The sequence below is a fragment of the Ruegeria sp. HKCCA5491 genome (assembly GCF_013034565.1).
GTDB lineage: Bacteria > Pseudomonadota > Alphaproteobacteria > Rhodobacterales > Rhodobacteraceae > Ruegeria.
In genome coordinates, this window is record NZ_WQGG01000013.1 from 118,612 (window position 1) to 130,665 (window position 12,054).

Below are 12,054 nucleotides of genomic sequence, written 5' to 3' on the forward strand. Positions count from 1 at the left end.
TCACCGCAGCTTGGGGTTCAGCGCGTCGCGCAGCCAGTCGCCCAGCAGGTTTACGGACAAGGCCAGCGCCAGAAGGGTGCAGGCCGGGAAGAACAGAATCCACCACTCACCCGAGAACAGGAAACCCTGCCCAATGCGGATCAGCGTGCCCAGCGACGGCTGAGTCGGAGGCGCGCCAACACCAAGGAAACTCAGCGTCGCCTCGGCAATGATCGCCAGCGCCAATGAGATCGTGGCAATCACCAGAACCGGGCTGAGGACGTTGGGCAAGATATGGCGGAACATGATCGGGAAGGATCCACGACCGATCAGGCGCGCGGCCTGAACGTATTCCTTGTTTTTCTCAACCAGCGCCGCGCCGCGCACCACGCGCGCGAATTGCACCCAGTCGGACAAGGCAATCGCGACGATCAGAACATAGATCGCCATCTCATCCCTGTATTCCGGTGGGGTAACACCCTTTGCGATACCAAAGATCAGCATGGCGACCAGAATGGCCGGGAAGGTTAGCTGTACGTCGGCAATCCGCATGATCAGAGTCTCGATCCAGCCACCGAAATAGGCCGCGACCAGACCCAGAACAACGCCGATAATCAAAGCCAGAAGCACCGCTGAGGCCCCCACGAACAGGGAAATCCGCATCCCGTACAGGATGGTCGAGAACACGTCCCGCCCCTGATCGTCGGTGCCCAGCAGAAATGTCTCCTGTGTGAACGCGTTGGGTGTGCCAGGCGGCGTAAACCCGTTCATCAGGTTCAGCGACGAAGGATCGAACGGGTTATACGGTGCAATCAGCGGCGCAAAGATCGCCGACAGCACCAGAACAACGACAACCAGCGTGGCAATAATCGCCACAGGCGAATGCCGGAAGGACCAGGCGAAATCGCTGTCCCAGAACTTGGCAAACCGCGTCTTTTCCGGGGCTTTGGGGGTATCGAGAGTATCGGTCATGTGGCCCTCGCGTCGACACGCAGGCGCGGGTCAATGGCATAGTAAAGAAGATCGACAATCAGGTTGATCGTCACGAACATGACCGAAATCAGCATCAGATAGGCGGCCATGACGGGAATATCGACGAACTGGATCGCGTTTATGAACAACAGGCCGACACCCGGCCACTGGAACACAGTCTCGGTGATGATGGCGAAAGCGATGATCGATCCAAGCTGCAATCCGGTGATGGTAATCACCGGCACCAGAGTGTTCTTCAGCGCATGGCGGAAGTTGATCACCCGGTCCGACAATCCACGGGCACGGGCAAAGCGGACATAGTCAGCGCGCATCACCTCAAGCATTTCAGACCGCACCAACCGCATGATCAGTGTCATCTGATAGAGGCCCAGCGTGATCGCCGGGAGGATCAGCGCCTTGAGCCCCGAGGTCGTCAGAAAACCTGTGGACCACCAGTCTCCAATCATAACGGTCTCGCCCCTCCCGAAGCTGGGCAGAAGGTCAAGTTCAACCGAGAAGATATAGATCAGCAATATACCGATTAGAAACGTGGGCAACGAAACCCCGATCAGACTGACAGTCATGATCACGTTCGCAGCGAGCCCTTGTCGTCGTATCGCCGTAAATACGCCCAGAGCGATGCCCAGCGTGATCGCAAGGAAACCGGACACAAAGGCAAGCTCCAAAGTCGCAGGCGCGCGCTCGGCTATGATCGTCGACACCGGGCGGCCTTGGCGGTATGAAACGCCGAAATTGCCCTGCACGGCACCTTGCAAGAACTTGAAGTATTGAACTGGAAACGGTTGATCCAAACCAAGCTCGGTGCGAAGGCGGTCGATGTCAGCCTGAGTGCGCTCTTGCCCCAGCATGTTGTCGATCGGATCGCCAACAAACCGGAACATTGAAAACGCGACCAGACCCACGACCAGCAACACGATCACGGATTGGAACATCCTTCGGACGATATATGCGAACATTCACTTTCCCCATTGATCTTCGTGTCTACGCACGCCCTGACCGAATGGTCAAGATGTCGCGGGTGACAGCGACCGTCTATCCTGCGGAGCCGTCCAGTCGACCTCTGGCCCCAACGGGACAATACCCAGAGGATTTCTCAGCTCGGATGGTGAGAAATACCCTGCCTTATAGATGTCTGGTTTGACTGTCCGCCCGATCTCGGGTCGTGCATAGAGATCGCGCGCATATCCCCACAGGTTCGGGTAGTCAACCAGTCGCCGCAAATTGCAGCGGAATGCGTAGTGATACGCCACATCAAAGCGCGCAAGCGTCGGAAACAGGCGCAGATCAGCTTCGGTCAGGACGTCACCGCAAAGATAGCGGTTGGTGTCCAGATGCGATTCGATTTCGTCCAGCATGGCGAAGACGTCCTGAAACCCGGCTTCATACGCCTCTTGCGTGCGGGCAAACCCGGCGCGATAGACGCCATTGTTCAGGCGCGGGTAAATCTTTGCGTTCCAGTAGTCGATCTGCTCCAGCTTATCCGGCGGGGCAAGGTTCGGGCCATATCCTTCAAGCGTACCCAGCATCCGCACCAGATCGGCGGATTCATTGGACACAGCGCAGTTTTCGACACGATCCCACAGCAAGGGAACCGTGATACGCCCGGTATAGGCGGGATCAACCCTTGCATAGACCTGATGCAGCGCGGTGACGTTGAACAGGGAATCGGAATACTCACCCTCGAGGTCATAGACCCAACCATCGGACGTTCGACGCGGGCGGGCATAAGCGACCGTGATCACGTCTTCCAGACCCTTGACCGCGCGGGTCAGCAAAACCCGATGCGCCCAAGGGCAGTTCCACGCGGCGTAAAGGTGGAACCGACCCGCTTCAACAGGATCACCCGGCAAAGCGTTGCGGATGGTCGACGCCTGACGGCGGTATGCGCCGTCAAGCTTTGAGTCCGGGGCGGGGTCTTCCAAATGGTAGACCCCGGCGATCATTACACCCATGCGGTCAGTTCACCGTCACCCAGCGTAGGATGAAGAAATTGTCCGGGCGTTGTGTCAGGTCGATATTGCTGCCGGTCCCCCAGACTAGGGGCTGCACGTACATCGGCACGTACACATGGTCGTCCTGATAAATTGCCGTCACCTCATCCAGCATGGCCTGACGTTTTTCGGCGTCCAGCTCCGACTGAATCATCGGCAAAAGCTCATCTACCCGCTCGTTCGAGTAGCCGCCGAAATTCCAACTGCCCAGTTTCTTTTCCTCGTTCGGCGTGGCGACAAGGAAGCGCACGGGATGTTCGGCATCAAAGGTTCCGGGGCTCCAGCCCAGCAGATACATGTCGTAATTGTCTTCACGCAGTTCCGGCCAATAGTTGCGGACAGGCATGGCATCCAGTTCCGCCGTCACTCCGATCTGAGCCAACATGCTGACAATCGCCTGACAGACCGCTTCGTCATTCAGGTAGCGGTCATTCGGGCATTTCAGACCGAACGAGAACCCATCGGCATATCCGGCCTCGGCCAACAGCGCCTTGGCCCCTTCGACATCAAAGGCGGGGCGTTCGGCATTGGCCTCGGAATAACCACTCATGGCTGGGCTGACCAATTGCGAGGCGGCCTCGGCATTGCCACGCATGGTCGTGGCGAGAATGGCATCGACATTCACCGCGTTCGCGATGGCCTGACGGACCCGCACGTCACGGAACGGGTTCGGATTGCCTGCGTCATCGGTGTATTTCAACGCTTCGGCTTCGTGGTCAAAGCCCAGCATGATCACGCGCGCCTCGATCCCCTGAATGACGTCGACATCGCCATTTTCCTTCAGGCGCGCAACGTCCTGAATGGGGACAGGGTTGATCATGTCCACATCGCCCGACAGCAGCGCCGCCACAGCGGTCGCCGGGTTTTGGATCGGGTTGAACTCGGCGCGGGTAATGTTGTGCTCGACCTCACCCCACCAGTCGCCATGCGGCTCTAACACAGTCTTTAACCCCGGTTCTCGCTCTGTCACCTTGAAGGCCCCGGTGCCATTTGCGTTGATCGTGGCGTAGTTGCCAGATTCCTTGTCGGGCACAGCGGCATCATTGGCTTCGGTCCATCCCTGATCCATGATCATCCAGTTGGCGATCGAGGACGGGAACAGCGGGTTGGGTGCTGTGGTCATGATGTCGACGGTGTAATCGTCTACCACAATCACCTCACTGACCGGGGCGAACCAACTGCGGGTATCGGCGGCCTCACCCGAGGCGCGCTGATAGCTGAACAGAACGTCCTGCGCATCAAAACTGCTGCCATCATGAAAGGTCACGCCCTCACGCAGCTTGAATCGCCAGCCGTCGCCCTCTCCGATGGGCTCCCAGCTTACGGCCAGTGCGGGTTCGACCGTCATGTCTTTGCCGCGACGCACCAGCCCTTCGTAGACATTGTTGAGAAAGCCCAGGACCGGGGCCGAGTTGACGGCGTGCGGATCCATGGTCTGCGGATCAGTGGTCGAGGCCCATTTAAACTCGGCCGCCTGAACACTGGTCGCAGCTAAAAGGGCCAGGCCAATGGCGCTGTTTCTGAGGATCATTGTGATGTCTCCCTGTTTTCTGCTGCCGAGTGTTCTTGGTTTCTTGTGCGCACGCAAGGAATTCTCAGGCCGACACAAAAAAACAGGGCGCGAAACTAGCGCCCTGCCTGATACTTGTTGGAACCGATTTAGTTCATGGTAAAGTATTTGACCTTGGGCTGGTCTTCGGCATCCACTTCGATGCCTACACCGTCGGCCATACCCCAGTTCAGGACCTGGTGGTGAATGGGGATGTAAAGTGCTTCATCCTGAACCACGCGCCAGATGTCGGCGATGTCGGCATTCCGTGCGTCAAGATCAGTGTTGGACGCCAGCGACTTGATCTTCGCGTCCAGCGCATCGTCCTGATAGCCGGTACCATTCCACGTGCCGATATCGTCTTCGCGGCCATGGACCAGGAAGTTGAAGATGTATTCCGAGTCATATGTCGGAACACCCCAACCCAGCATGTAGAAGTCGGTCTTGCTGTCGGTGATCAGCGGGAAGTGCTGCGCCTTGGGCTTGGCGTCCAAGTTGACGGTCACGCCAATCTGACCCAGCATCCCAACGGCCGCCTGACAGATCGCCTCATCGTTGATGTAGCGGTCATTCGGGCAGTCCAGCCGCAGCGAGAAACCGTCAGGATAGCCCGCCTCGGCCATAAGTGCCTTGGCTTTTTCCAGATCGGTTGAGGATTCACCGTCCATTTCGGCGGTCCAGCCGTTGACGAATGGCGGTGCGATCATACCCGCAGGCTGCGACTGACCGCGCATCACGACCTGCTTGATCGCATCGCGGTTGATCGCCATCGACATCGCCTGACGCACCCGCACATCGGCCAGAGGATTCTTGCCATCGACGTTATCCGCTTCGATGTCGTCCGAACCCTGGTTCATACCAAAGAAAATGACGCGGTTCTGCGGGGCTTGCTTGACCATCAGGCCATCGGCGCCGTTTACGCGCTCAATATCCTGCACCGGCATGTCCTGCAGGAAGTTCACCTCGCCCGACAGCATCGCCGCCACACGGGTCGCAGCGTTCTGGATGGGGGTATAAACGATCTCGGTCACTTCCATCGGGAACTGGTCGATGCCCCAATAGTCGTCGTTGCGCACCATCACGGTTTTGACGTCAGGCTCGCGGCTTTGCAGTTTATAAGGTCCCGTGCCGTTGGCGTTGGTGGTCGCATAAGTGATCTCGCCACCTTCGAAATCCTGCACATTGACGGTGTTGTTCGCTTCGGCCCAACCCTTGTCCAAAATGAACAGGTTGGTCAGGTTCGACGGCAGGATCGGGTTCGGGCCATCGGTGACAATCTCGACGGTATAGTCATCAACCGCGCGCACTTCGGTGATCGAGCCGATCAGCTCTTTCATGTCCGAGTTCGGCTGCTTGGCGCGCTCAAAGCTGAACACCACGTCTTCGGCGTTGAAGTCAGCGCCGTCATGGAATTTCACACCCTCGCGCAGCTTGAAGACCCAGACATTCGGGTCATCTGCCTTGGGCCCCCACTCGGTCGCAAGCGCGGGTTCAAACGCACCGGTCACATCCCGGATGATCAGCGGCTCGTACATCTGGTGGCGAATGGTGTGTGACGGACCTTCGTTTTGCGAGTGCGGGTCAAGCGTCAGCGCATCGCCAGCACGTGCCCAGCGCAAGGTTTCAGCCGATGCGCCTGCCGCCATCAATGCAGTCGCACTGGCAGCAATCATCAGGTTTCTTAGGATCATTTTAGTCTCCCCGGGTTTTCGTTAATGCCGCCTTTCAACGGCCGACCGTTTTTTCGGTCCTGGTGGCCATGATCATCCAGATCATTTTGACAGTTGCAACACCTGATTGTGACCAAACCGAATTGAAGTCGTTTGAACCTCCGTTTTCCCAAAGAACAAGTCCTCACCCCGACGTCTAGGGTGTTGCTACAGGTACGGTCGAGGAAAGATTTGATACTAACATAGGCTCTAATCAAGGTGAAACAGCTAAGAACACCAGCAGGCTCACCCAGTATGGCCCAAGCGCCGCACTATTGCGCAGTAGGGTTTTCCAGCGGTTGTTTTATTTCCGCAGGCGCACAACTATCGTCCCAATGAAGAAATTTACCAGGTTTTTTGTTTCAGGCTTATTGCTTGTTGCCGTGGTTCTGATCTGTTTCCGTCTGGCAGCGGACGTTCGCGAAACCATCGCAGCCGGTCACGACTTACCAGATGGTGGGCGGCTGATTGATACGTCCGAGGGCGCTATTTTCGTGCTGGAACGCGGACAGCCCCAGAATATTCCTGTTGTTTTTGCGCATGGTACAGCCGCCTGGTCAGGCTTGTGGCAGCCAACTCTCGACGCGGTATCTGAGGCCGGGTTTCGCGCAATCGCCTTTGACATGCCGCCGTTCGGTTGGTCGGAATATCCGCACCCCCCCGAATATGGCCGTGTAAAACAGTCAGAGCGCGTCGTCGCCCTGTTTAAGGCGTTGGATCAGCCGCCTATTGTCGTTGCCCACTCGATCGGCGCAGGTCCGGTGTCCGAGGCCGTCATGCGCCGGCCCGACCTTGCTTCGGGAATGATCATCGTGAACGCGGCCATTGGTCTGGGCACTCATGAATCCGCAACGGAAACACCCGTGTTTCTGATGAATCAGACCCTAAATAGGCACATTGTCGCCGCAACCATATCCAACCCTATGCTGACCCGGACATTCCTCCGCGGGTTTATCCACAACAAGTCCGCGGCAACGCCCGAACGCGTGGCCCTGTTGCAAGCCCCAATGCAGCGTGAAGGCTATACCGCAGCCGTGGCGCAGTGGTTGCCACATCTTTTGGTTCCGCCTCAGGATGCACTCAGCACCCGGCCAGATAACCGGCGGGCGCTCGATCTGCCTGTTGGGATCATTTGGGGTGTCGAGGATACAGTAACACCGCTGGATCAAGCCGCAGACTTACGTGCTTTGATTCCAGACGCCCAATATGATGCCCTCGTGAGGGTCGGGCACATTCCGCAAATCGAAAGCCCTTTGGAATTTCAGGATACATTGATCAAAATGCTGACAAATATTGCCAACTCGCAGGGACATGAGGCCGAGTCATGACGAATTTCACCAGACGGGCCGCCCTGTTTGCCGCAGGGGGCGTTGCAGGATGGGGGCTTTCGCGTTGGTTAGGCTCGGATCTGCCGGTCTATGACGGGACCGACCGAACCTTTGCCCCGACGTCCGATACCATCATGAATGACGCCAGCGGGCTGTCCCCGACACCGATCAACAAGCATCTGGTTCTGACCGAAGACGCAGGGGACAGGCTGATCACAGCGCTTCGCAACGAACTAGCCGAAGCCAGCACTGAAGGCCGCCCTGTCAATGTGGGCGCAGCGCGTCATTCAATGGGCGGGCAGGCCATTCCGCGCAACGGGGCGGCAATAACCTTTGACAATGGCGCATTGCAGATCGACAGCGCAGCCCAAACCTATCGCGCGCATGCGGGTGCGCGCTGGTCACAGGTGATTGCCGCGCTGGACCCGGCGGGGTGGTCGCCCAAGGTAATGCAATCGAACCATGATTTCGGCGTTGCGGCCACTTATTCGGTCAACGCCCATGGTTGGCCCGTGCCGTTTGGACCGATGGGCTCGACGGTTCGGTCGCTGCGGATGCTTCTACCAACCGGAGAGCTGTTGACATGCTCACCCACCGAGAACACCGACCTGTTCAATCTTGGCATGGGTGGGTACGGCCTGATTGGGATCATCGTCGATATGGACGTGGAAATGGTCCCAAACACCCGCCTGTCTCCATCTTTCGAGGTGATGGAGGCACAGGGCTTTGCGGCGGCCTTTCAATCCGCGATCGACGACCCTGCGGTCACGATGGCTTATGGGCGGCTCAACGTGGAACGCGACACGTTTTTCGAAAAAGCGCTGCTGATCACCTATCGCGAGACAGATGACCAGACCGAATTACCGCGAGCCGCAGGATCAGGGTGGATATCGCACGCGGCCAGCCGCCTGTATCGGGCGCAACTGGGAAGCGAAGCATTCAAAAGCTTCCGCTGGTGGAACGAAACAACGCTTGGGCCGGCTCTGGGCGGCGGCGACGCAACCCGCAATTCCCTGATCAACGAACCGGCCGTCACACTGGACGACCGCAACCCGGACCGCACCGATATCCTGCACGAATACTTCGTGGGTTTCGATGCGTTCGACGATTTCCTGACCGCCTGCCGCGAGGTGATCCCCGCCTCGTATCAGGAGTTTCTAAACGTCACCCTGCGCTATGTCGCGCAGGATGATCAGGCGGTTTTGTCCTTCGCGTCCGAGCCCCGGATCGCCGCCGTAATGTCATTCAGCCAGGAAATGACCCAACGCGCCGAGGCGGACATGGCTCGGATGACGCAGGCTCTGATAGACCGGATCGTCGAGATTGGGGGGGCATATTACCTGCCTTATCGCCCGCATGCGCGGCTGGACCAATTGACCTCGGCCTATGCGCGGGCACCGGAATTTGCGCAGGCCAAACGCCAACTGGACCCCCGGCTTGTGCTTCGGAACAACCTTTGGGACAGCTATCTGGGGCAACTATGACCAATCTGCAAAAACTCTGCCTTGTATATTTCGTCGCGCTGATGATCGCGGCATCGCTGAACTATGTCCCCGGCCTGACGGATGAAAACGGGCTGGCGTTCGGGATCTTTGCACTCGATATCTACGACGACGCGCTACACGTCGCCTCGGCAGTCTGGGCGCTGGTGGCCGGGCTGTGGTCACACAGGGCCGCTCGCACTTTTCTGATCTTATTCGGTCTTGCCTATCTGGGGGATGGCGTTTTCGGGTTCTTCACAGGCTATGGCTATCTGGATCTTGGCATCTTCACCAACGCGTCCGCAGGAATTGACCTGTCGATGGGACGTATTTTTGCAAACCTTCCACATCTGGCCTTGGGCGGTATCGCGGCTTGGGCGGGTCTGCGTGATATCAGGAGAACGGCATGAGATTTCTACTGCGCTGGATGCGCCGACTGGTTCTGCTGATTGTGGTCGGCGCGATCTGCCTTGTTGCCCCGATCGTCTATGTCGAGACAAGCTGCAAGGGAACGGCGCAGTTTCAACCCTATGACGCCCTGCTGCCTCCCGAACACCACCGGCCTGAGACCCGGACGCTGATGACCTATCCGGAATGGCACATCGTGCACGCCTATGAGGATTACGCCGAGGTTCTGCGGCAGGGCGATCCGCATGACTATGGTTTCTGGCAGGGAATCACCGGGTTCTGGAGCTCGCTCTGCGCCCTGTCGCAAAGCGCATCGGCCCATGGCGAGGTCGATGCTGCGACCAAGCAGATGGTCTATGTCATCGGCACCAGCTTCACGGCCGAGCTTGCTCTGAAGGCCGCCTATGAAGAGACACTGGGGCGCTTGTTCACAGCTCTGCGTGGGCCGCAACGTGCGCCGCTGGATGACCTGTCGGCGCAGCAGGCCGCAGAATACGCCCAGTTTCTGCAACAGGTGCCTTGGTACAAATGGCCCTTCGCAGAGAATGCGCATGACCTGTTGAGCCAATCCAGCGGGTCATTGCGTGACAGCGAACGCGCAATCGCCTTGGGGTTCGAAAACACGGTCAAAGACGGTTACGCCGGCCTTATCGAACAGGCAGTCGCTCGGGTGGGCGCGGATGAGCTTACCCTACGTATGATCGTCACAGGGCCCGAAACGCTTCCGACTTACCCGGATGTGCAGGTCATCGGCTCCAGACCCGAAGGGATTGAGATTGAAACGCCCCGGTATCGCGTATTGACAAACCTTCTGGTCGAAATGGCGCGTGATGGCGTTGATCTGGTCGAAATCGCGGGGAATGATGACATCATGTTTACGGCCCTGTCCGATCAGCCAACCGAAGAGGGTGCGGTTTTCAGTGCGCCGCGCCAGGGGTTTGGTGATTATCGGCACCTGATCGTGGTCAAGGTCCCGCAGCTTGCCGAACGGCTGCGTCAGTTGGAGGGCTCTGGCCTGACGCTGGAACACATCCATGACTATTAGGTCCGTTCTGATCGCCCTGCCCCTTTTGGTGCTGGGCTGGCTATCGACATTGGTGGTCGTGGCTTTGCTAACGGACGAAGCGCCAGCCTATGTGGTCGTGCTGCCGCAAGACCGGTTGCTGGATAGGTTGCCGGGTGGCACGGCAGTTCTGGCCGCGTCGCGGTTTAGCGTGACGGTGGCGTCAGACGCGCCGGGCTTTGCCAAGGCACTCTATTCCAGCGGTGCGCGGTTGGTTCTGCCTGCGGGCCTGCCGGGATGCCTGCCCTTGCCAAAGGTATGAGGCTTACCCTTCGAACGGCACGCGCGCCTCGTCCAAAGTTCGCTGGGCAGATGGCAGGTTCAGCGCATGTGTCACCGGGGCTGACCGCGAGATCACCCGCCCCTTGCGCACCACGGCCAGACGATGGGCACGCAGGCGGATCGCCTCGATCGGGCCGGCGGCCTGCAACAGCACGAAATTCGCTTCACATCCCTTGGCGACGCCATAGCCCTCAAGCCCCATGATCCGGGCAGAATTCTGCGTCACCGCGTCAAAGCACCATGTCATATCGGCACGGCTGGACAATTGCCCCACATGCAACCCCATGAAGGCCACATCCAGCATGTCGGCCTTGCCCAACGAATACCACGGGTCCATCACACAATCGGACCCAAAGCCCACCGTGATGCCCGCATCGCGCAGCTCGCGCACACGGGTTTGACCCCGGCGCTTTGGATAGGTGTCGTGGCGGCCTTGCAGCATGATGTTGATCAATGGGTTCGGGATCGCATGAACCCCTGCCTCGACCATCAGCGGAATCAGTTTCGAGACATAGTAATTGTCCATCGAATGCATCGAGGTCAGATGTGATCCCGCAACCCGCCCATTTAGACCCAAACGCTGGGTTTCAAAGGCCAGCGTTTCGATATGACGGCTGTGGGGATCGTCGCTTTCGTCGCAATGCATATCGACCATCAAGCCGCGCTCGGCCGCGATTTCGCACAGCAGACGCACGGATTCCGCCCCGTCCGCCATGGTCCGTTCGAAATGCGGGATGCCGCCCACCACGTCCACGCCCATATCCAGCGCACGGATAGTGTTTTGCATCGCGGTCGGGTCACGCAGCACACCGTCCTGCGGGAAGGCCACCAGTTGCAGGTCAAGGTAATCCTTCACCTGTTCACGCACCTGCAACAGCGCCTGCACGCCTTTCAGTTCATCATCGCAGGTATCCACATGGCTGCGGATCGCACCGATCCCCTTGGCCACCGCCAACTCGCAATAGCGCAACGCGCGGGCGACGATGTCATCAACGGATTGCAACGGCTTCAACTCGCCCCACAGCGCGATGCCCTCAAGCAAAGTGCCTGAGACATTCATGCGCGGATTGCCCAGTGATAGGGTCGCATCCATGTGGAAATGCGGGTCGACGAAGGGGGGTGAAACTAACTGACCTTCGGCATCTATGACCTCGGCGGCGTCTGCGGTGATCCCGGCCTCGACCGCTGTGATCCTGCCGTCGGCGCAGGCGATGTCCACTCCGGTCTGACCGTCCGTCAGGGTGGCGTTTTTGATAAGCAGATCGACCATT

General features: G+C 58.5%; 11 protein-coding genes. 5 read left to right on the plus strand and 6 right to left on the minus strand.

The features are described 5' to 3' along the window. From GOV88_RS17170 to GOV88_RS17190, 5 genes are all read right to left on the minus strand, one after another. On the minus strand, positions 1 to 951 hold the full coding sequence (locus GOV88_RS17170; RefSeq protein WP_171125819.1) for an ABC transporter permease: 951 nt from the start codon (positions 949 to 951) through the stop codon (positions 1 to 3). Continuing rightward, positions 948 to 1,928 carry an ABC transporter permease gene (locus GOV88_RS17175; RefSeq protein WP_171125816.1) on the minus strand — a complete coding sequence of 327 codons (981 nt, stop codon included), beginning with the start codon at positions 1,926 to 1,928 and terminating at the stop codon, positions 948 to 950. Before GOV88_RS17175 ends, GOV88_RS17170 begins: the two co-directional genes overlap by 4 nt. 48 nt (positions 1,929 to 1,976) lie before the next feature. After that, positions 1,977 to 2,924: a glutathione S-transferase family protein gene (locus tag GOV88_RS17180; RefSeq protein WP_171241171.1), complete on the minus strand. Its 948-nt coding sequence runs from the start codon at positions 2,922 to 2,924 to the stop codon at positions 1,977 to 1,979. Positions 2,925 to 2,928: 4 nt separating this feature from the next. After that, positions 2,929 to 4,494, minus strand: a complete 1,566-nt coding sequence (locus GOV88_RS17185; protein ID WP_171241172.1) for an ABC transporter substrate-binding protein — start codon at positions 4,492 to 4,494, stop codon at positions 2,929 to 2,931. Between the two features lie 128 nt (positions 4,495 to 4,622). Continuing rightward, complete coding sequence (locus GOV88_RS17190; RefSeq protein ID WP_171126629.1) at positions 4,623 to 6,203, minus strand: ABC transporter substrate-binding protein; 1,581 nt, start codon at positions 6,201 to 6,203, stop codon at positions 4,623 to 4,625. A 353-nt stretch (positions 6,204 to 6,556) separates the two neighbouring features. Between GOV88_RS17190 and GOV88_RS17195 the strand changes: the two genes are divergently transcribed. Genes GOV88_RS17195 through GOV88_RS17215 form a run of 5 tightly spaced genes read left to right on the plus strand, consistent with a single transcriptional unit; the run spans position 6,557 to position 10,763 of the window. Beyond that, positions 6,557 to 7,549: an alpha/beta fold hydrolase gene (locus GOV88_RS17195; protein ID WP_171241173.1), complete on the plus strand. Its 993-nt coding sequence runs from the start codon at positions 6,557 to 6,559 to the stop codon at positions 7,547 to 7,549. Beyond that, complete coding sequence (locus GOV88_RS17200) at positions 7,546 to 9,033, plus strand: FAD-binding oxidoreductase (protein ID WP_171241174.1); 1,488 nt, start codon at positions 7,546 to 7,548, stop codon at positions 9,031 to 9,033. The genes GOV88_RS17195 and GOV88_RS17200 overlap by 4 nt, the downstream gene beginning before the upstream one ends. Next, positions 9,030 to 9,440, plus strand: coding sequence for a DUF4383 domain-containing protein (locus tag GOV88_RS17205; RefSeq protein ID WP_170567454.1), 411 nt, complete (start codon positions 9,030 to 9,032; stop codon positions 9,438 to 9,440). The genes GOV88_RS17200 and GOV88_RS17205 overlap by 4 nt, the downstream gene beginning before the upstream one ends. Then, positions 9,437 to 10,483, plus strand: coding sequence for a hypothetical protein (locus GOV88_RS17210; protein ID WP_171241175.1), 1,047 nt, complete (start codon positions 9,437 to 9,439; stop codon positions 10,481 to 10,483). Before GOV88_RS17205 ends, GOV88_RS17210 begins: the two co-directional genes overlap by 4 nt. Then, positions 10,473 to 10,763, plus strand: coding sequence for a hypothetical protein (locus GOV88_RS17215; RefSeq protein ID WP_171241176.1), 291 nt, complete (start codon positions 10,473 to 10,475; stop codon positions 10,761 to 10,763). Before GOV88_RS17210 ends, GOV88_RS17215 begins: the two co-directional genes overlap by 11 nt. A gap of 3 nt (positions 10,764 to 10,766) precedes the next feature. Here GOV88_RS17215 and GOV88_RS17220 read toward each other — a convergent pair whose 3' ends face one another. Next, positions 10,767 to 12,053, minus strand: a complete 1,287-nt coding sequence (locus GOV88_RS17220) for an amidohydrolase family protein (RefSeq protein WP_171241177.1) — start codon at positions 12,051 to 12,053, stop codon at positions 10,767 to 10,769. Position 12,054: the final 1 nt, after the last annotated feature.